This window comes from Nonomuraea sp. NPDC051298 (assembly GCF_055586305.1).
Genome location: NZ_JBVJIM010000017.1, coordinates 26,192 through 46,698, shown reverse-complemented (window position 1 = coordinate 46,698; position 20,507 = coordinate 26,192). Strand labels below are relative to the sequence as shown.

General features: G+C 72.2%; 16 protein-coding genes. 6 read left to right on the top strand and 10 right to left on the bottom strand.

Annotation, left to right across the window (positions count from 1 at the left end; translation table 11 throughout):
- From ACZ6S0_RS37140 to ACZ6S0_RS37115, 6 genes are all read left to right on the top strand, one after another.
- A complete protein-coding gene (locus ACZ6S0_RS37140; RefSeq protein WP_465924004.1) occupies positions 1–1,374 on the top strand; it encodes a serine hydroxymethyltransferase in 1,374 nt (457 codons plus the stop codon).
- Between the two features lie 95 nt (positions 1,375–1,469).
- Positions 1,470–3,023, top strand: coding sequence for a tryptophan halogenase family protein (locus ACZ6S0_RS37135; RefSeq protein ID WP_465924003.1), 1,554 nt, complete (start codon positions 1,470–1,472; stop codon positions 3,021–3,023).
- Between the two features lie 19 nt (positions 3,024–3,042).
- A complete protein-coding gene (locus tag ACZ6S0_RS37130; protein WP_465924002.1) occupies positions 3,043–4,299 on the top strand; it encodes a cation:proton antiporter in 1,257 nt (418 codons plus the stop codon).
- Positions 4,296–4,898, top strand: coding sequence for a flavin reductase family protein (locus ACZ6S0_RS37125; protein WP_465924001.1), 603 nt, complete (start codon positions 4,296–4,298; stop codon positions 4,896–4,898). The genes ACZ6S0_RS37130 and ACZ6S0_RS37125 overlap by 4 nt, the downstream gene beginning before the upstream one ends.
- Positions 4,886–6,040, top strand: a complete 1,155-nt coding sequence (locus ACZ6S0_RS37120) for an alpha-hydroxy acid oxidase (RefSeq protein ID WP_465924000.1) — start codon at positions 4,886–4,888, stop codon at positions 6,038–6,040. The genes ACZ6S0_RS37125 and ACZ6S0_RS37120 overlap by 13 nt, the downstream gene beginning before the upstream one ends.
- Positions 6,024–7,340 (top strand): aminotransferase-like domain-containing protein, encoded by a 1,317-nt coding sequence (locus tag ACZ6S0_RS37115; protein ID WP_465923999.1) that lies wholly within the window; start codon positions 6,024–6,026, stop codon positions 7,338–7,340. Before ACZ6S0_RS37120 ends, ACZ6S0_RS37115 begins: the two co-directional genes overlap by 17 nt.
- Positions 7,341–7,375: 35 nt before the next feature.
- Here ACZ6S0_RS37115 and ACZ6S0_RS37110 read toward each other — a convergent pair whose 3' ends face one another.
- The 10 genes from ACZ6S0_RS37110 to ACZ6S0_RS37065 are packed head-to-tail and all read right to left on the bottom strand — an operon-like array spanning position 7,376 to position 20,502.
- Positions 7,376–8,518 carry an aminotransferase class I/II-fold pyridoxal phosphate-dependent enzyme gene (locus ACZ6S0_RS37110; RefSeq protein ID WP_465923998.1) on the bottom strand — a complete coding sequence of 381 codons (1,143 nt, stop codon included), beginning with the start codon at positions 8,516–8,518 and terminating at the stop codon, positions 7,376–7,378.
- Positions 8,515–9,549 (bottom strand): methyltransferase domain-containing protein, encoded by a 1,035-nt coding sequence (locus tag ACZ6S0_RS37105; protein ID WP_465923997.1) that lies wholly within the window; start codon positions 9,547–9,549, stop codon positions 8,515–8,517. Before ACZ6S0_RS37105 ends, ACZ6S0_RS37110 begins: the two co-directional genes overlap by 4 nt.
- Positions 9,546–9,821, bottom strand: coding sequence for a hypothetical protein (locus ACZ6S0_RS37100; protein WP_465923996.1), 276 nt, complete (start codon positions 9,819–9,821; stop codon positions 9,546–9,548). The genes ACZ6S0_RS37105 and ACZ6S0_RS37100 overlap by 4 nt, the downstream gene beginning before the upstream one ends.
- A gap of 8 nt (positions 9,822–9,829) precedes the next feature.
- Positions 9,830–13,909, bottom strand: coding sequence for a non-ribosomal peptide synthetase (locus ACZ6S0_RS37095; protein WP_465923995.1), 4,080 nt, complete (start codon positions 13,907–13,909; stop codon positions 9,830–9,832).
- Positions 13,910–13,926: 17 nt separating this feature from the next.
- Complete coding sequence (locus ACZ6S0_RS37090; RefSeq protein WP_465923994.1) at positions 13,927–15,036, bottom strand: GntG family PLP-dependent aldolase; 1,110 nt, start codon at positions 15,034–15,036, stop codon at positions 13,927–13,929.
- Positions 15,033–16,547 (bottom strand): lyase family protein, encoded by a 1,515-nt coding sequence (locus tag ACZ6S0_RS37085; protein ID WP_465923993.1) that lies wholly within the window; start codon positions 16,545–16,547, stop codon positions 15,033–15,035. The genes ACZ6S0_RS37090 and ACZ6S0_RS37085 overlap by 4 nt, the downstream gene beginning before the upstream one ends.
- Complete coding sequence (locus ACZ6S0_RS37080; protein WP_465923992.1) at positions 16,544–17,767, bottom strand: cytochrome P450; 1,224 nt, start codon at positions 17,765–17,767, stop codon at positions 16,544–16,546. Before ACZ6S0_RS37080 ends, ACZ6S0_RS37085 begins: the two co-directional genes overlap by 4 nt.
- A gap of 49 nt (positions 17,768–17,816) precedes the next feature.
- On the bottom strand, positions 17,817–18,014 hold the full coding sequence (locus ACZ6S0_RS37075; protein WP_465923991.1) for an MbtH family protein: 198 nt from the start codon (positions 18,012–18,014) through the stop codon (positions 17,817–17,819).
- On the bottom strand, positions 18,014–18,784 hold the full coding sequence (locus ACZ6S0_RS37070) for a thioesterase II family protein (protein WP_465923990.1): 771 nt from the start codon (positions 18,782–18,784) through the stop codon (positions 18,014–18,016). The genes ACZ6S0_RS37075 and ACZ6S0_RS37070 overlap by 1 nt, the downstream gene beginning before the upstream one ends.
- A complete protein-coding gene (locus ACZ6S0_RS37065; protein ID WP_465923989.1) occupies positions 18,781–20,502 on the bottom strand; it encodes a non-ribosomal peptide synthetase in 1,722 nt (573 codons plus the stop codon). Before ACZ6S0_RS37065 ends, ACZ6S0_RS37070 begins: the two co-directional genes overlap by 4 nt.
- Between the last annotated feature and the right edge of the window lie 5 nt (positions 20,503–20,507).

Genomic DNA, 20,507 nt, shown 5'->3' with positions numbered 1-20,507 from the left:
ATGATCGATGACGAGTTCCGGGCGCTGCTGGAGACTGGCAGCGAACGGTTGCGCAGCGACGATCCTGAGCTGTATCGCGCCCTGACGGCGGAGCATCGGCGGCAGGCCGGAACGCTGTCCCTGGTGGCGTCCTCCAGCGTCGTCGATCCCGCCGTCCTGGTCAGCCTCGCTTCGACGAGCGTGAACGTGACCGCCGAGGGATACCCCGGGCGGCGGTTCCACGCGGGCTGCGACCTGGTCGACACGATCGAAAGCCTGGCGATCGAGCGGGCCCGGCGGGTGTTCGCCGCCGCGTACGTCAACGTGCAACCGCACTCGGCGACCACGGCGAACTACACCGTGCTGTCGGCGCTGCTCCGGCCCGGCGACACCCTGCTCGGCATGGCCCTGGAGCACGGCGGTCACCTCACGCACGGCAGTCCGGCCGCCTACGCGGGCCGCTACTTCAACGCGATCGGCTACGGGCTCGCCGAGGACGGCATGATCGACTACGAGCAGGTGCGGCGGCTCGCCGAGCGGCACCGGCCCAAGGTGATCATCTGTGGCGCCACCGCCTACCCGAGGAGCATCGACTTCGGGCGTTTCCGCGCGATCGCGGACAGCGTCGGCGCCTACCTGGTGGCCGACATCTCCCACACCGCCGGCCTGGTCGCCGCCGGGCTGCAGCCGAACCCCATCGACCATGCGCACATCACCACCACCTGCACGCACAAGCAGCTCTACGGTCCGCGCGGTGGATTGATCATGTGCGGGCGGGATCACGACGCCCCCTCCCCCAGCGGCGACGGCACGCTCTCCGGCTTCCTGCAACGGGCGGTCTTCCCCTTCTCCCAGGGGGCGCCGTCGGTCAACACGATCGCGGCCAAGGCGGCGGCGCTGGCGCGCGCGGCCACCCCCGGGTTCCGTACCATGGCCGCCCGCATCGTCGAGTCGGCCGACGCGCTCGCGTTCCGTCTCGGCGAGCACGGCTACGACGTCCTCACCGGCGGCACCGACAACCACATCGTGCTGGTCGACCTCGGCCGTACGGGGATGACCGGGCTGGTGGCCGAACGCGCGCTCGAGTCCTGCCGGATCGTGGTGAACAAGAACCGCGTTCCAGGAGACACCACGCCCGTACGGATCACCAGGGGGATCCGCCTGGGCACCAACAGCGCCGCCGCCCGCGGCATGGGCAAGGCGGAGGCGATCGAGTGCGCCGATCTCATTCATTCCGTCCTCGCCGCCGTGCGACCGGCCGGCCAGAGCGACTATCACCTGGACGCCGCCGTCCGGACGGCCGCCTCCGCCGCCGTGGACCGGCTCTGCGCCGCCTTTCCCCTGCCGTCGTATCCGCGGGCGTCGCTCGTGCCGGACGCGGAGGACCTGAACTAGCTGCCGCCCATGCGGCCGAGTGTCCGAGATGTTGTCGCGCGCTGGCCTGGCCTGGTTGCTGGACGGCCGGCTGCGTACCTACCTGGGAGAAGAGAATGCGGCAGAGCGTTGTGATCGTCGGCGGTGGCACGGCTGGTTGGATGACCGCGTCCTACCTGGCCGCCGCCTTCGGCAACCGGATCTCCATCACCGTCGTGGAGTCGGCCAAGATCGGCACGATCGGGGTCGGCGAGGCCACCTTCAGCGACATCCGTCACTTCTTCGACTTTCTCGGTCTCAAGGAGACGGACTGGATGCCGTCGTGCAACGCGACGTACAAGCTCGCGGTGCGGTTCGAGAACTGGCGTCGGCCGGGTCACCACTTCTACCACCCCTTCGAGCAGGTGCCCGTGATCGACGGGTTCCCGCTCACGGACTGGTGGCTGCGCGAGAGCCCGTCGGACCGGTTCGACAAGGACTGTTTCGTCATCGCCTCGCTCTGCGACGAGGGCCGCTCACCACGGCATCTCGACGGCAGGCTGTTCGCGTCCGACGGCGTGGACGCGGACGAGTCGGACCTGCGCCGCCTGACCATGTCCGAGCACCAGGGCAAGACCCAGTTCCCGTACGCCTACCACTTCGAGGCCGCGCTGCTGGCGAAGTACCTGACCGGCTACGCGACCGACCGCGGCGTCACCCACGTCGTCGACGACGTGCTGGAGGCGGTGCTCGACGAGCGCGGCTGGATCAGCCATGTGAGCACCCGCGAGCACGGCCGGATCTCCGGCGACCTGTTCGTCGACTGCACGGGCTTTCGCGGAGTGCTGCTCAACCAGGCGCTGCGGGAGCCGTTCATCTCCTACCAGGACACCCTGCCCAACGACAGCGCCGTCGCCCTTCAGGTGCCGCTGGACATGCGCGAGCGTGGCATCCGGCCGTGCACGACCGCCACCGCGCAGGACGCCGGCTGGATCTGGACCATCCCGCTGTTCGGGCGGATCGGCACGGGATACGTGTACGCCCGCGACTACTGTGAGCCCGAGATGGCCGAACGCGCGCTGCGCGCCTTCGTCGGGCCCGCGGCCGATGACGTGGAAGCCAACCACATCCGCATGAGGATCGGCCGCAGCCGCAATTCATGGGTCAAGAACTGTGTCGCCGTCGGGCTGTCCAGCGGATTCGTCGAGCCGCTGGAATCGACCGGGATCTTCTTCATTCACCACGCCATCGAGCAGCTCGTGAAGTTCTTTCCCGGCCCGGACCGGGACCCGGAACTGCGCGACATGTACAACAGCGCGGTCGCGCACGTCATGGACGGCGTCCGCGAATTCCTGATCCTGCACTACAAGGCCGCCGCGCGCGACGACACCCAGTATTGGCGGGACACGAACACGCGCCCCATCCCGGACACGCTCGCCGAACGCATCGAGCAATGGCGGGTGAAGCTCCCGGACAGCGAGACGATCTTCCCTTACTACCACGGCCTGCCGCCGTACTCCTACATGTGCATCCTGCTCGGCATGGGCGGCCTGGAGCTGCGACCTTCGCCGGCGCTGGCGCTGGCGGACGACACCGAGGCCCGCAAGGAGTTCCAGCTCGTCAGGAGCACGGCACAGCGGTTGGTCCGCACGCTCCCCACCCAGTACGAGTACTTCGCCCAGTTCCGCTGATCACGTGAGCGGAGGTTCCATGATCGGCGAATATGCGGTCCTCACGTTTCACGTGGCCGGGGCGCTGGCCGCGGTGTTCCTGGTCGCGATGGCCGGGCGGGCGGTGGCGAGGCTGCTCGGGCAGCCCGAGGTCATCGGCGAGATCGCCGCCGGGATGGTCAGCGGCCCAGCCCTGATGGCGCTGGCCGGCCCGCGGAACTTCGCGTTCCTGCTGGCGGAGCCGGTGCTCGAGGTGCTGCGCCTGGTGTCGGTGGCGGGTCTCGTGCTGTATCTGGTCGGCGTCACGCATCGGCTGGGGTCGGGGCCCGCGCGGCTTCGTCCCGGCGCGCTGGGCAAGGTGGCGACCGGCGCGATGGTGCCGTCCCTGGTGGCCGGTGCGGCGCTGGCCGGCTGGGTCCTGTGGACCGGTGACGGCGCCGCGCGCGGGACCGCGCCGACGCCGGCGTTCGTCGTGTTCGTCGCCGCCGCGCTGGCCGTGACGGCGGTTCCCGTCCTGGCCCGGATCCTCACCGACCGCGACCTGTTCGACTCCGAGGCCGGGCGGCTCTCTCTCGGCTCGGCCGTGGTCATCGACGCGGTGGCCTGGCTGCTGCTGGCGGTGGCCGTGGGCCTGGCATCGGGTTCGGTGAACGGCCTGCTCTCCACGCTGGCCACCCTCGTCGGCGGGGTGGCCGCCGCTCTCGTGGTCAGAAGGGCGCTGGGCGGGTTCCGTCCCGGTCGCGGCACGGCGTTCGCGGTGGCCTGCGCCGCCCTGCTGGTGTCCACCACCGTCGAGTGGCTCGGGCTGACCGCGGTCTTCGGCGCCGTGCTGGTGGGACTCGCGCTGCCGGCGGATACGGAGAACCCTCAGTGGCAGCGGGCCGCGGTGGCGGTGTCGGGCGTGGGCCGCCGGCTGGTGCCGATCTTCTTCGTGGTCACCAGCATCACCGTGTTCACCGACCCGTCGTTCGCCGTCTCGTGGAGTCTTCCCGTGATCGCCACGTCGCTGGCCATCGCCGGCAAGGTGGGCGGCACGTACCTGGGCGCGCGGCTCGCCGGCTGTCCGAGGCGGACCGCCGCGCGCGTCGGCGTGCTGATGAACACGCGGGGTCTCACCGAGATCGTCATTCTGCAGGCGGGTCACAGCGCGGGCATCCTGAGCGACGCGCTGTTCCTCGCGTTGACCGTGATGGCGCTGGTGACCACCGGGCTCACCGGCCCGCTGCTGTCCCTCCTCGACCGCGGGGTGAGGCGTGCGCCGGTCGCGGCCTCCCCGACCCAAGGTGGTGTGCCGTGACCGAATCGATCGGACGATCCGTTGAGATGGCCAGCAAGGACGGGTTCCGCGCGATGATGCGCGGGTTCCCCACCGGCGTGGCCATCGTCACCACCGCGGACGACCAGGGCCGTCCGCGGGGCATGACCTGCTCGTCGGTGTGCAGTGTCACCCTGGAACCCCCGACGTTGCTGGTCTGTCTGCGCGACGCCAGCCCGACACTGCGTGCCCTGCTGTTGACCGCCACGTTCGCGGTCAACCTGCTTCACCACAGCGCGCAGCCGGTCGCCGAACTGTTCGCCTCCGGCCGGCAGGACCGTTTCGACCTCGTGGACTGGCAGCTCGCACAGGGCTCGGGCGGACCGCACCTGCTGCAGGCCGCGCACGCGATCGCGGACTGCCGCGTCAGCCACGTCACGACGGTCGGCGACCACGTCATCGTCTGTGGCACCGTGTTCCAGCTCGTCAGCCAGGCCGACTCGCGACCGCTGCTGTACGGGCTGGGCCGCTACCGGCCGTGGAGCCCCGACGTGCCCGCCGACGGCGTCTCCGAGACGTCCGCGGCCACGGGCCAACCGGCTTCCGTCGTGGGCCGGTCGGGACGGCCATGGACGGCGTAGCGGAGGGGGAGGCACTCGACGGAGCGGAGCTGGCCGACCGGGCCCGCCGCACGTTGCCCCGGCCGATCTGGGACTTCGTGGCCGGCGGCGCCGGAGCGGAGACGACGCTCGCCGCCAACCGGGCGGCCTTCGACGAGCTGCACGTGGTGCCGCGGGTGTTGCGGGACGTCTCCGCGCCGAGCCTGGCCACCACCGTTCTCGGGACGCCGGCGACCATGCCGGTGGGGGTGGCGCCGATGGCCTACCACCGGCTGGTCCATCCGGACGGCGAGCGCGCGGTGGCCAGGGCCGCCGCGGCGGCGGGAGTTCCGCTGGCCGCGGCCATGCTCGGGTCGGTGCGCGTCGAGGAGACCGCCGCGCTGGCGGGAGCCACGTGGTTCCAGCTCTACTGGCTGAAGGATCGCCGTCTGACCGCCGAGCTGATGGGCCGGGCGGAGGCCGCCGGATGCGGCGCCCTGATGCTGACCCTGGACGTCCCGCGGATGGGCCGCCGGTTGCGGGACCTTCGCAACCGTTTCACGGTCCCTCCTGAGATCACCGCGGCGAACCTGCCGGAGACGTTGAGCGCCGTTCCAGGAAGCGGGCCCGCGCCCATCGCCGCGCACACGGCTCAGTTGTTCGACGCGGCGCTGACCTGGGCCGATCTCGAATGGGTCCGGGCTCGGACCACGCTTCCGCTGGTGGTCAAGGGCGTGCTGGATCCGTACGACGCCCTGCGTGCCGTGGAGCTGGGCGCCGACGCGGTGGTCGTCTCCAACCACGGAGGCCGGCAACTGGACGGCGCGCTGCCCAGTGCGCACGCCCTGCCGCGCGTGCGCGAAGCGGTCGGGGACCGCTGCGAGGTGCTGCTGGACAGCGGCGTACGGGATGGGATCGACGTGCTCAAGGCTCTGGCGCTGGGCGCGTCGGCCGTGCTGGTCGGCAGACCCGTGTTGTGGGCGTTGGCCGTGGACGGCGAGCGCGGGGTCCGGCGACTGCTGTCGCGGCTGTCGGACGAGCTGGCGCTGAACCTGGCACTCGCCGGCTGCCCGGACCTGGCAAGCGCGCGTGCTCTGACAACGGTACGGGTCCCGCGCTGCGGCTGCGACCGCCGCGCGGCACCCGGACATGACCAGAAGGGGAGCGATGGGCGATCCTGTTGACCTCGCGGACGCCGCCGACCTGCGGCTCGACACGCTGCATTCCGGCCTCGGCGATCCGGCCCTGAACTCGATGAACTTCCTCAACGAGGTGGCCGGCCGCTTCCCTGACGCGGTGCCCTTCGCGGCGGGGCGACCTTACGAGGGCTTCTTCGACGTATCCGATCTGCACGGCTACCTCGACGTCTACCGCGACCATCTGAAGAGCGCGCTGGGTCTCACGGACGACCAGATCCGTCGGACGCTGTTCCAGTACGGCAGGACCAAGGGGGTCATCCACGAGATCCTGGCCACGTACCTGCGTGTGGACGAGGGCGTCACCGCCGATCCCGAGTCCATCGTGGTCACCGTCGGCGCCCAGGAGGCGCTCTTCCTGCTGCTGCGGGCGCTGCGGGCGGACAGCCGCGACGTGCTGCTCGCCGTTTCCCCGACGTACGTGGGCCTGTTCGGGGCGGCGCGCCTGCTGGACTTCCCCGTCGAGCGGGTACGCGAGGGGCCGGAGGGCATCGACCTGGACCACCTGGTGGCGCAGATACGCCGGATCCGGCGGGCGGGCAAGCGGGTGCGGGCGTGCTACCTGGTCCCGGACTTCGCGAACCCCTCCGGCAAGAGCCTGCCCGTCCCGGTCCGCCGGCGGCTGCTGGAGATCGCGAACGACGAGGACATCCTGCTGATCGAAGACAATCCGTACGGGGTGTTCCAGGATCCCGCGTCACGGACGCCGACTCTCAAGTCGCTGGACCGGAGCCGCCGGGTGGTCTACCTCGGCTCGCTGGCCAAGAGCTGCCTGCCCGGCGCGCGCGTCGGCTTCGCGGTCGCCGACCAGCGGGTGGCCTCGGACGCCGGCCGCCCGACGTTGCTGGCGGACGAACTGGCCAAGATCAAAAGCATGATCACGGTCAACACGGCGCCGCTGGCCCAGGCCGTGGTGGCGGGCAGGCTCATCAGCCACGGCTGCAGCCTCGTCGAGGCCAACCGGTCCGAGATCGCGCTGTACCGGGAGAACATGACCCGGCTGCTGGACGGCCTGCGCGACCGCTTCCCCCCGGGGGAGGGCGCGCCGGTCGGCTGGAACATCCCGACCGGCGGGTTCTTCGCCGTGCTGAGCGTGCCCTTCGTCGCCGACGACCTGGCCCTGGAACGCTCGGCCAAGGAATACGGCGTGCTGTGGACCCCGATGTGCCACTTCTACGCGGACGGCGGCGGCCTGCACGGCATCCGCCTGTCGTGCAGCGTGGTGGACGCCGAGCAGATAGACCGCGGCCTGGACCGGCTCGCCCGGTTCGTCGCCGACAGCCGCTGACCGGCGGGGCGGCCGGGCCTCGGCCGCCCCGTCGGTCAGGCGCCGAGGTCCATCGACTCCGTCTTCTCCAGGACGCCGAGCACGTCGTCCAGCCGCTCGCCCGGCAAGCCGAGCGGGATCCGGAGGTGCGGCCGGTCGCAGCCCAGGTAACTCGACGACGTCACCGCGACGAGGCCGAACTCCTCCATCAGGAGCTGGGAGTAGCTCTCCAGCTCTGTGCCGGGTCTCAGGGGCAGCCATGCCTGGGTGCCGCTGCCCGGCTCCGGGTCCGGCCTGCCTCCCTGGTTCCGCCACCACCGCCCGACCTGCGCCCTGCCCTGGCGGACCCGTTCGACGAGCGCTTCGTTCCCGTGCTCGATCAGGCGCGCGGCCATCTCCTGGGTCGCGCCGGGCACCGCGATCGTCTCGTACTCCAGCCGGGCCGTCAGCGCGTCGATCACCTCGGCGGGCCCGGTGATCCAGCCGACCCTGAGCCCCGGCGCGCCGTAGTTCTTGGACACGGAGTTCACGCCGAGCAGGCGGGCATGCCCGGCGGCGGCGGCCCAGGCTTCGGCGCGTCCGGTGTCGCCGGAGAAGTCGTAGCTGTCGTAGACCAGGTCGGCCAGTACCCAGGCCGGCCGCGAGCGGGCCAGCTCGAGCACGGCGGACAGGACCGCCGACGGCAGCGTCGTCCCCGTCGGGTTGTGCGGGGTGTTGAGATACAGCACGATCGGCTCGTCCGACGGCTTCAGCCTGGTCAGCCGGTCCAGCATGCGGTCGGTGTCGGCCAGCTCCACCCGCATGCCCAGCGAGGCGGCGAGATCGCCGATGCTGCCGAGCAGCGGTGGCTCGGCGAGCAGGACCTGGCAGCCCACGGAAGCCAGGTGCCGCAGCGACAGCCCCAGCGCGTCCATCGCGCCGTGGGTGACCAGCACCTCACGCGGATCCGGGCGAGGCCGGCCGAACTCGGCCTCCCGCCGGCAGATCCCGGCCACCAGACCTCGCTCCCCCCTGCTGCTCTCGTAGCGCCACGTGCTCTCCCACGCGTCGCCGCCGAGATCGGGCCGCACGGGCCAGACCGGTACGTTCTCCAACGCCAGGATCCAGTCCCGCTCGGGATGGCCGGCCACGTACTCGAGCCGCCGCTGCAAGGGCGTCAGCGCGGTGGGGCCCGTCGGCCTCCGCTCGCCTCGGCTCATGTCGCCGCCAGCAGGAAGCCGATCTCGAACCCGGTGGAGTCGACGGCGGGATCCACGACCCTGGTCCCGATCACGCGCAACCCCGCCCTGCCGAAGAGCCGCTCCCAGAACTGGCGGGTCTCCAGCCGCTGAGCCGTCAGGCGGTGCAGCAGGAAGTACGGGTTGTAGTAGGCGCGGCCGAGTCCCTCGCGCATCACCGGCACGTCCTGAGGCCGGTGGTCGACCTCGACGACCAGCAGGTGAGCGTCGGGAGCGGCCAGGAACAGCCCGCGCAACATCTCGACCAGCGCGTTCTCACCGTCCTGTTCGAGGATCTCCTGCAGCACGAACGACGTCACGAAGCAGTCGCCCGCGCCGAGGTCCGCCGCGGCGGCCGCCGCGAACTCCACGCCGTCGGCGGTGTGGAAGCGCGTGCGCCCTGCCAGGCCGGCCGCCGCGGACGCGGCCACGGCGCCGGCGATGCTGTCGGCGTCCGGATCGACCCCGATGCCCGTCACGCCGGGCATCGCCGCCAGCAGCTCCCGGAGGAACGAACCGTCGCCGCACCCGATGTCGATCACCCGCCGTGGGGTCACGCCGGCTGCCGCCAGCAGACCTGTGGCCAGCGGGATCGCGTCGAACCGGCTGATCCCGCAGCTACCCCGGCCCACCTCGGCGCCGTTGCGCGAGGCGTAGTCGGCGCCCTTGCGCAGGGTGCCGCCCAGCTCCGTCATGGTGGTCGCGTAGCCGCCGATCAGCAACGTGTACCACGGCTCGAACTCACGCAGGCCCGCTCCCCGGCTGGTGAGGTGGACCGACTCGCCCGCCGGTTCCACGTACCCCTCGTTCGCCAGGTAGATCAGCAGGCCGTGCAGGCGAAAGGGATCCAGGTCATGGCGTCCGGCCAGTTCGTCCACCGTCATCGGCCGCTCGGCCAGCGAAGCGGCGAGGCCGCTGCGCAGGAAGGCGTACAACGCGTTGGCCAGGAAGGCGTGGCGGATCGGCTGGATCGCCTCGACCAACCGGTCCTCGAAGGTCTCATCGACGGTCACGTCGCGTTCCTTTCGTAGAAATCGATGAGGACGATCTCGATGTCGGCCAGCGGGACGAGCTGCCGACGCAAGATCGCCGCGCGCTCCACCGACCGCGTCAGGACGCGTACGAAGGGCCGGCTGCGCCCTTCGAGGTCGTGAACCGTGCGGTTCGTCCCTTCGCACAGCACGATGTCGGCGGCGAAGTCGCTGCCTCGCACCGCCTCGGCGACGGCCTGGCGCAGCGCGTCCCCCTCGTCGCGGCGGAATCCGTGGAATTCGATCGTGGGCATGGAGCTCCTCACTCGTTGATCGACCGCATGGCGGCGCGCACCACCTCGGCGGCGGTGTCGACCGCCGGGGGCGCCAGCACGTCGAAGTGGTCCCCGGAGACGGAGGACAACGTGAGGCCCTCGACGACCTGGCTCCAGCGCGCCGATACGTCGTCCACCACGGCCTGCGGCAGCCGGGAGACGAGCAGCCGGGCGGCGCCGGAGAACACGCCGGGCCGGTGGCGGGCGAGGCCGGCGAGCATCGCCCGCCAGTGGGTCACCTGCCGGCGCACGGCCGCTTCCCCGATCGCCGCCAGGCCGTCCGGCGTCACCCCGAAGTCGCGGAGCTGCCGCCGCATCGCGGGTTCGCCGAGCAGTCCGGCCAGTGGCGCGTCAGGCATCCGGGCGAGCAGATCGTCCAGCCGCGCCACCTCGTCGTGGATCTCCGCATCGCCGAAGGCGCTGTCGAGCAGGGCCAGCCCCGGCGGGCGGGCGCCCATCGCCGGCAGCCGGCAGGCGACCGCGTGCGCGAGCACGCCTCCCACCGACCAGCCCGCCAGCGTGACGGGGCGATCGCCCAGCCGGTCGGCCACCAGGCGGGCGTAGCGGTCGGCGAGCCGATCGACGTCATAGTACGGGGGCGGGTCCTGGCCCAGGCTGGCCTCGAAGGCGATGCCCAGGACCTCGCCGTCGAAGCGGAGCCCGGCCGCCAGCGCGCGGTAGCAGAACAGGTTGCCCGCCAGCGGATGGATGAGGACGACCGCGTCGGGGCCGGCTCCGCCCAGCCGGTGCAGGCGCACCGGATCCGCCGCCTGCGCGTCGGGGGCGGAGCCGGGTTCGTCCAGCTCGACGGCCTGCTCGGCGACCGTGGTGGCGATGAGCAGGGGGTGCAGCGGGACCGGTCGGCCCAGCCGCTCCTCCAGCCGCAGCGCGGCCTGCACGGCCAGCAGCGAATGGGCGCCCAGGGCGAAGACGTCGTCGTGCGGGCCGATCTCCGCCACGCCGAGCAGGTCCTGCCAGACCTCCGCGAGGCCGGTCTCCAGCTCGGTGCGCGGCCGCCGCGCGCCCGCAGGGTGTGGGCCGCGCGCCGGTACGGGCAGTCCGGCCAGGTCCACCTTCCCGTTGCCGGTCAGCGGGAGACGGTCGAGCGCCACGAGGACGGCAGGCACCATGTGCTTCGGCAGTTGCCTGCCCAACCGGGTGCGGAGGTCCTGCTCCGAGAGCGGCTCCCGTCCGTGACGCACGACGTAGCCGATCAGCCGGTGCCCGGCGGCGGAGCCGGCGTCCAAGATCACCACAGCATCGCGGACACCGTCCAACCGGCACAGGGCGGCGCGGATCTCCTCGAGTTCGACCCGCTGCCCGAGCAGCTTGATCTGCCCGTCCCTGCGGCCCGCGAAGACCAGCCGGCCGTCCGGGCGAAACCTGCCGTAGTCGCCGGTCCGGTACAGGCGCGCCGAAGAACGGCCGCTGTACGGATCAGGCACGAACACACCGGCGGTGCGGCCAGGTCTGTGCCGGTAGCCGAGGCCCACACCGGCTCCGCCGATGCAGATCTCGCCGACGGCGCCGATCGGCACCTGCCGCAGATCGTCGTCGAGGACGTGGATCTCGGTGTTGCCGTGTCCGCGGCCGATCGTCACCGTCGGCGTTTCCCGCACGTCGGCGCTGGTCGACTCGACCGAGCACTCGGTCGCGCCATAGACGTTGTACGCGGCGGTCCCCGGATACGCGCGCAGCCTGGTCCACAGGTGCTGCGAGCAGGACTCCCCACCGAAGATCACCAGTTTCGGCGGCCGGGACGCGTCCAGCAGTCCGAGATCGACCAGCAGGTCGAGCTGGGAGGTCGTGCAGTCCACGGCGTCGAGGGCCGCGTCCGTGTCGGCGAGACGGCGCAGGAACCTGGGGTCTTCCCGTTGCCGTTCGCTCATCAGGACGACCGTGTGCCCGTCCAGCAGGGGCAGGAGCTGGTTGAAGAAGACGTCGAAGGCGAACGACGCGGTCACTCCGACGCGCAGCCGCGCGCCGGTTTCCGCGGCGGCCGCGCGGTAGAGGGGAAGGAGCTGATGGCGGGCGTGGTTGGCCAGGCCGCCGTGGTGGATCTGCACCCCTTTGGGCTCTCCGGTCGATCCGGAGGTGTGGATGACGTACGCGAGATCGAGCGGGTGGGTGTCCGCGGCGGCGAAGGAGGCGTCCGCCGGGCCGGTCCCGCCGGCCAGCAGGTCGTCCAGCACGATGACGTTCGCGTCGTCCGGCCGGCGGACGGCAGTCTCCGCGTCGGCCACGAGTGGCGGGTCCCCCATCGTCCGCAGGACGCGCTGGATCCGCTCACGGGGATGCGTGTGGTCCAGCGGCACCAGGGCGGCGCCGGTCTTCCACACCGCCCACGTGCAGACGGTGGCGACCAGCCCCGATCCCGTGCACATCGCCACCAGGCCGCCCCGCCGGGCCCCTGCCCCGCGTAGCACCGCCGCCGCCCTGTTGACCAGCGTGTCCAGCTCCCGGTACGTCAACCGGCGCGGCGCCGGGCCGCTCAGATCGTCGACGGCCACCGCGTCGGGGGTCCTGCGTACCTGCTGCTCGAACAGGCGGTGGACGCCGCACTCCGGCACGGGGGCCGGCGGCGGGCTCCACGCCTCGATGGCCGCGCGTTCCCGTGGAAGGGCGGCCAGCACGGACTCGATGACGGTGCCGGGCACGGCCACGACGATCTCGGCGAGCGCGGCGAGCGTCCGCCCCCAGTACCGCACGGTGTCGGGCTCGAACAACCGGTCGGCGTACTCGATCCGGAAGCCGAGCCCTTCGGCCAGGTCCGCGGCGGTGATGGTGACGTCGAACGGCACCTCGTCCTCGGCCGGCCGCAGCGGGCGGACGTCCAGACCGGACAGGCGCAGCCCGTCCGCCGCGTCGTCGGTGGCGTAGGCGAGCATCGTCTGGAAGAGCGGGCTGCGGCTGCCGCCGCGCGCCGCGCTCAGCGCCCGGGTCACCAGCTCGAAGGGCATCGCCTGATGCGCCATGGCCTCCAGCAGTGACGCGCGCACCCGGTCGACGAGTTGGGCGAAGGTCTCCGGCGGAGCCACGTCCACCCGAAGGACCACGGTGTTGACGAAGTATCCGACGGTGTCCTGGGCGCGCGGGTCCACCCGGCCGCTGACGGGCGTGCCGACGGCGACGTCGGCACGCCCCGTCAGCCGGGACAGGAACAGCAGCACGATCGCCGCGATCACGCTGAACCTGGAGGTGCTGCCTGTTTCGGCGATCCGGTCGATCCCGGCGCCCACCCAGGAGGGCAGCGCGATCTCGTGCACCGCGCCGGAGCCTCCGGCGGTGGGCCCGGCCGGTAGATCTCCCGGCAGCGGAGCGGGGTCCAGGCCGGACAGCCGCCGGCTCCAGTAGGCCCTGTCGCGGGTCCAGTCGGTCCGGTGCTGCTCCTCGGCGTACGCCGCGTACGTCAGTGCCGGCCGGGGCAGCACGGCGGTGCTCTTCCCGCGCCGCGCGGCGTAGCAGGCGCCCAGGTCGCGTTCCACCACCCGGCACGACCACTCGTCGACCGCGATGTGGTGAAACACCAGCGCCAGGACGTGGTGCTCGGCATCGCACCGCCACAGCCCCACGCGGAACGGAGCACCGGCACCGAGATCGAACGCCTCTCGCGCCGCGGCCGTGGCCAGCTCGATCGCCCGCGACCGCCGATGCGGCAGGTCCTCTCCCTCGACGTCCACCACGGCGATCCGCTCCCACCGCCGTCGCTCCTCGTGGGCGGGCCGCACCACCTGGATGAGACGGGCCTCCCGGTGGGTGAAACCCGTGCGCAGCGTCTCGTGCCGCGCCACCACATCGCCGATGCTCCCCGCCAGCGCGCCCACGTCGAGCGGGCCGATGATCTCGTAGACGAGAGGGACGTGGTAGGCGGCCGAGTCCGGGGCCAGGCTGCGCAGGACCCACTGGCCTTCCTGCCCGAGCGAAGCGGGATACGACCGGGGACCGGCTTCCGCCTCCTCCGGCGAGCCGGTCGGCGGCGGCGTCCGTCGCTCCCGGATGCTGTCCAGGAGCCGGGAACGCTCCCGCGGGGTCAGCCGCAGCAGCCGCCCGCGCAGGTCCTGGTCCATGGACGGCTCCCGGTTCGTCACCGCACCGCCCGTCGCCGTGCGGCACTCTCCGCCCCCGGTCGCCCGACCGCCTCCAGCACGCCCGCGATGACGTCGATCGCGTGCCGGACGTCGGCCGCGCCCACACCCGCATGGGTCACCGCGCGGATCCGGCCGTCGCCGACCGCGCCGACGCGGACGCCCAGGGCGCCCACGTCGGCGACAAAGCGCTCGACCGCCGGTTCCGGCCGGTCCAGCCGGAAGAACACCATGTTCGTCCGTACGGCGCAGGGATCCACGAGGATGCCCGGCACGAGAGCGAGTCCCGAGGCCAGCAGCGACGCGTTGTCGTGGTCGGAGCGCAGCCGGTCCGCCATGGTGTCCAGCGCGACGATGCCCGCCGCGGCGAGTACTCCGGCCTGGCGCATGCCGCCACCGAGCATCTTGCGCACCCTGCGGACCCGCCGGACGAACGCCGCCGTGCCGGCGACCATCGAGCCGACCGGTGCGGAGAGCCCTTTCGACAGGCAGAACTGCACCGAGTCGGCGTGTGCGGCGATGTCCGCGGCCCGCGTGCCGCCGGCGACGGCCGCGTTGAAGATCCGGGCCCCGTCCAGGTGCAGCGGTACGCCGCGGCCGACGGCGAACTCGTGGACAGCCGCGAGATAGCCGAGGTCCAGCGGCACGCCACCGCACCGGTTGTGCGGGTTCTCCAGGCAGATGAGACCGGGGAGGGCGAACTGCGGGTCGTCCGGGTCGTCGGGGAAGGCCGCGGCGAGATCGTCGAACGCGATCGTGCCGTCGGGCCGGTTGGGCACCGGGTGATAGACCAGGCCGCCGCACACCGACGCGCCGCCGGCCTCGTACACGTAGATGTCGGAGTCCGCGCCGACCACCACCTTGGACCCGCGCGGGCAGTGCGCCATGAGGGAGGCCAGATTGCCCATCGTGCCGCTGGCCACGAAACAGGCGGCCTCCTTGCCGAGCAGGCCGGCCGCCTTGCGCTCCAACGCGGTGACCGTGGGGTCCTCGCCATAGGTGTCGTCGCCCAGGTCGGCCTGAACCATGGCCTGGAGCATCGCCTCCGTGGGCAGCGTGAAGGTGTCGCTGCGTAGCTCCACCACCGCGTCGGCGTCGTTCACGTTCATCTCGGCTCCCTCTGGTCACAGGTAGTGGTCGGGGCCTCGGGCGGGTGCCCGCCGCCCCTGACGGCCGCCACGGCGCGGTCGAGCTCGTCCCGCGCCCGTCGCCATCGGCCGGTCACGGTGTCGAGCCGCGTCCGGCACTCGGCGAGGTGGGCGGTCAGGCGTTCGGCGGCCGAGGCGAAGCCAGCCGGTCCCGGGCCGCCGCCGAAGTCGGCCGCGCGCGCCACGGAGTCGGCGTCGAGCGCCGCCAGGCCGGGCGGGCGGTGGCCGAGCCGGCGGCCGACGGCCTCCGTCATCGTGGCCGCCGAGCCGTCCAGCAGGTCCAGGACCGCGGCGCCCACCTCGTAATGGGCGCGTCTGAACGGCACCCCGGCCTCGCTGAGCCGCTCCGCCATCGCGGTGGCGGTGATCAGTCCCTCGTGCGCTCTGCGCGACATCGCGTCGGCGTCCGGTTCGGCCGCCAGTACGCAGTGCCGAAGGATCTCCACGGCGGCCGTGATCGCGTCGAGCGCCGTCCAGGCGTGGCCGGCCGCCTCCGTGCCGACCGCGATCGAGTTGGTGAAGGGGGTCCCCCTCATGGCGGCGGCGGCCGCGACGAAGGCGCCGAGGGCGGCGGACGACTTGCCCTGGACGTGCTCCAACACGAAGACGTTGCGCTTTTGCGGCATCATCGAGCTGGAGCCGACCAGGTCGTCGGGGAAGGTGAGCAGGCCGTACTCGGCCGTCGACCACAGCAACAGGTCGAGCGCGGCCCTGTCCAGGGTCACACCGAGCGTCGCCGCCGCCGACAGCAGCCGCAGCACCACGTCCCGCGAGGCGACCGCGTCGTACGAGTTCGGCACCGAGTCGGCGAATCCGAGCAGCCGCGCGGTGCGGCCCGCGTCGATCGCGACCGTGGTGCCGCCCACCGCTCCCGCGCCCAGCGGACACTCCTCCAGCGCCTCACCCGCCTGGAGCGTCGCGCGGAGGTCGCGGACGGCAGCGAAGGCGAGGCCGAGCAGGTAGTGGCCGTACGTGACAGGCACGGCGGCCTGGAAGTGCGTGTAGGCCGGCATCATGACCCGCTGATGCCGGCGCGCCTGACCGAGCAGCGCGAGCACGAGTTCGGCCTGCGCACGGGCCAGCCGCTCGTACGGCCCGCGCAGCCGCAGTTTCAGGCAGGTCGCGTTCAGGTCGTTGCGGGAGCGGCCGGTGTGCAGGACTCCGCCGCACCGTTCGCCGAGCCGGTCGATGAGGTGCTCCTCGTAGGCCAGGTACAGTCCACGCGGTGTCGCCAGGTCCTCCAGCGGGCGGAAGTCCGCCGCGCGCAGCTCGACGATGCGCTCCAGGAGCGCTGCCGCGACGTCCGGGACGACGATGCCCTGTTCGGTGAGCATGACGACGTGCGCGAGGTCGACCCGGGTGATGAGCGACAGGTCGTCCTTCCACTGCGGGCGGCCGGGCTCGGGACGCTCCATCAGCATCCGGCGCAGTTCCGGCTTGAGCGGCGCCTTCAGCCTGCCGGTGTCGCTCACGGCCTGCCCTTCTCGCCGTGCCGCCTCCGCCGGGGGACCATCCGTACGGGCAGCGTCCGCAGCCCCCAGGTGAAGTTGGAGGAGTTCCACTGCGGGACGCCGTCGAGCTGGAAGCGCTCAACCCTGTTGATCATCTCGTGCAGCAGCGCGGTGAGCTCGATCCTGGCGAGCCGGGCGCCCAGGCAGACGTGCCTGCCGTGGCCGAAGGCGAGGTGCCGGTTGGGCGTGCGCGTGACGCGGAACGCGGCCGGCTCGGTGAAGACGTCTTCGTCCCGGTTGGCGGACAGGTTCCACAGGGTCACCCGGTCGCCCTGTGCCAGGTCGGCACCGGCCAGCACGGTGGGTCTGGTGACGGTGCGCAGGGCGTGCACCCCCGGTGTGGTCCAGCGCAGGATCTCCTCGACCGCGGTCGGCACCGCCCGTCGCGGGTCGGCGCGCAGCAGGCGCCATTGCTCGGGGTTCTCCATCAGGGCGAGGACTCCTCCCGCGGCGGCGTAGCGCGTGGTCTCGTGCGCGCCGGCGAGCACGCCGTTGCAGTTGAAGACGATCTCCTCGTCGCTGAGCGGCCGCTCGGCCGAGCCGTCCACCTGACGCCGGTCGGCGGCGATGCGGCTGATGAAGTCGTCCCGCGGCGCGGCGCGGCGCCGTTCGAGCAGTTCGCTGAAGTACAGGAAGATCTCCGCGTGCGCGCCGACGCGGACGACGTCGTCGGCGGACTCGAAGGCGTCGGTGGTCAGCTCCCCGATCCACGCCCGGTCCTGCTCGGGTATCCCCATCAGCGTGCAGCCCACCGCGTGGGGGATGCCCTTGGCGATGACCTCGACGAAGTCGAAGGCGTCGCGTTCCATCGCGCGGTCGAGGACGTCCCGGACCGCACCGGCCGCCACCTGCTCCATCCGCCCCGCCTCCGCGGGCCCGAAGGGCTTCGCGACGACCTTCCTGACGTAGGTGTGATCAGGAGGGTCGCTGACGATCAGCATGCGCTGGGAGACCTGGGCGACCGCGGCCTCGTCGCTGTCGAGGCGCATGCCGTGTCGCGAGCTGAACGTCTCGGGATCCGCGTACGCCATGGAGATGTCACGGTGCCGGGTGAGCACCCAGAAGCCCGATCCCCTCCCGTCCTCGTGCCAGTGCACCGGGGAGCGAGACCTGAGCCAGGCGAAGACCTCTTCCATCCTGTTCTCGGCGAACAGCCGCGGATCGGTCAGGTCGATCCTCATGTCCCACCGCCGCAGGCCCTCGTCCGCACGGCGGCGATGATGGCGCGGGTCACGCGTCCATCTCCCTGCGCAGGCTCAGCGGGCGCATGTCGACCCAATGCTCGTCGACGTAGCGCACGCACTCCTCCTCCAGCCCTTCGAAACCGGCCGTCCGCCACCCGGCGGGCACCGGTTGGCCGACGGGGAAGAGTCCGTACTGCTCCTCCTCGTTGATCAGCACCACGAGCCGACGATCGCCGTCCCCCATCACATCTCCTTGTCCGCACCAGCCCGCGCGTGACCGCGCGTGTCGTCGAGCACCTTGCCGATCGCCCCGGCCACCGCCACGCCCTGTTCGCTGACGAACGCGTGCCCGCCCCGGAACGATCGCCGGCCGAATCCGGCCGTGGTGTGGCGTTCCCAGCCCGCGAGCTGGGAACGGGTCACCGTCTCGTCCCGCGTTCCACCCCACGCCTCGATCCGGCAGGGCAGGGGGGCCGCGTCGGCGTAGCGGTAGGACGTGCACAGGCCGGCGTCGGCGCGCAGCAGATCCAGCACGAGTTCCCGGCTGTCCTGGTCGAGTTCCTCCGTGAGGCCCCGCAGGTCGAGGAGCCGTTCGAGTTCGGCCTCGTCGGCGAAGGCACGGGCGCCTTCAGCCCATGACTCCGGCGGGCGGCAGGCCGCGATCACCAGTGCGGCCGGCCACAGGCCGAGTTCCCGCCCACAGCGGCGGACGATCTCGTATGCGAGCAGCCCGCCGAAGCTGTATCCGAACACCACCACGGGCCGCTCGCGGCACAACTCGCCCAGCGACGGCACGACGGCGTCGACCACCTCGTCGAAGGTGCTCGCGGGAGGCTCCCGCCAGCGGCCTTCTCTGCCCGGCAGTTGGACGCCCACCACCTGCGTGCCCGGCGCGAGCGACTCCTGCCAGTGACGGAACTGTCCGCATCCGGCGCCGGCCTGGGGCAGGCAGACCAATGTCCTGTCGGCCGCCTCCTGCGGGCCCCAGGTGACCGTCCAGGCGCCGCCCGTCATACCGGCTCCTGTTCCGACAGCCGGGTCAGCTCCGCGGCCACGCCCGCCACCGTCGGGTTGGTGAGCAGATGCCGGACGGTCAGCGGCAGCCCGGTGTCGCGTCTGAGTTCCGCCACCACCCTCGCGGCGGCCAGTGAGTGGCCGCCCAGTTCGAAGAAGTCCGCGTGCGCGTCGGTCACGGGGCGCTCCAGGTAGCGCTCCCAGATGCGCAGCACCTCCTTCTGGGACGGGGTGATCGGCCCCGTCGCGTCCTGAGCCGGCTCGGTGACCGACCCGGCCGCCAGTGCCGCCCGGTCGGCTTTCCCTGTGGGCGTGTGGGGGAAGGAGGTGACCAGCCTGATGGCGGCCGGGCACATGTACTCCGGCAGCGCCGCCGCGCACGCCCGCCGGATCATCGCGGCGACGTCCGCCGGCTCGGAGCGCCCGTCGGCTATGACGGCGACGCCGAGTGCCTGGCCGGACGGCATGGGGAAGGCCACCGCGGCCTTGACGGAAGGGACGGCGGTGACCACGCTCTCGACCTCGGAGAGCTCGATCCGGTAGCCGCGGATCTTGACCTGGTTGTCCGTCCTTCCGAGGAACTCCAACCGGCCGTCGGGCCGCTGCCGGGCGGTGTCGCCCGTACGGTAGAGTCGGCCGCCGTCAGCGCCGAAGGGATCCGGTACGAACGCCGCCGCCGTCGCACCGGCCAGACCGCGGTAACCCCGCGCCACCGCGGGGCCACCGATGTACAGCTCTCCCCGCGTTCCGGCGGGAACGGGCCGCATCTCCTCATCGAGCAGATAGGTGCGGTAGCCCGGCAACGGCCGGCCTATCGTCGCGGGATCGTCACCGGCAGCGGTGTCGGCCCAGGCCGCCGCGATGGTGGTCTCGGTCGGGCCGTAGACGTTGAGCAGTCGCCGCCCGCCACGCCAGCGTTCTGCGAGGGTGGGCGAGGCGGGCTCGCCGGCCATCACGACCACGGTGGCCGTGTCGATGTCGGACCGGCAGGCGGCCAGCAGGGAGGGCGGCAGGCAGACCGTGCTCGGCGCGACCCGGGCGATGCGCTCGTCGACGTCGCCCACCTCGCCGTCGTGGCCGACCAGGTCCAGCAGCACGACGCACTGCCCGTACGTCAGGTAGAGCAGCGTGCACCAGAGCCAGCCGTCGAACGCCGGTGAGACGGCGTTGACGCCGCTCCCCCGCGGTTCCAGCTCAAGCGTCTCCAGCGCCGCCACGAACGTGTGCAAACCGCCGTAGGTCACCTGCACGCCCTTCGGGACACCCGTGGTGCCGGACGTGTAGATGAGGTACGCGCACGACCGCGGATCCGGCGAGACGACGCCGCCTTCGCCGGTGCCGGGCTCCTGCGGCACGCCCGCCGGGGCGAGGACCCGTTCCCCGGCGATCCGTACGCCGTCCGGCACCTCGTCGGCCAGCAGCACCTGGACGTCGGCGTCGCGCAGCACGGTGTCGAGCCGCCGCACGGGCTGCCGCGCATCGAGCGGGACGAAGACGGCTCCCACCTCCCACACCGCCAGCAGGCACGCCACGAGGTCCCGCGAACCGGGCATCAGCACCCCGACCGTCGTCTCAGGGCCCACCCCCCGCTCGCGCAGCCTCCCGGCCAGCGACCGGGACCGGGCGAGGAGTTCGGCGAAGCTCCACGTGCCGTCCGCCGCGCGCACCGCCGGGGCGTCCGGACGCACCCGCGCGTGCTCGCCGACTCTGGTCAGCACGCGGC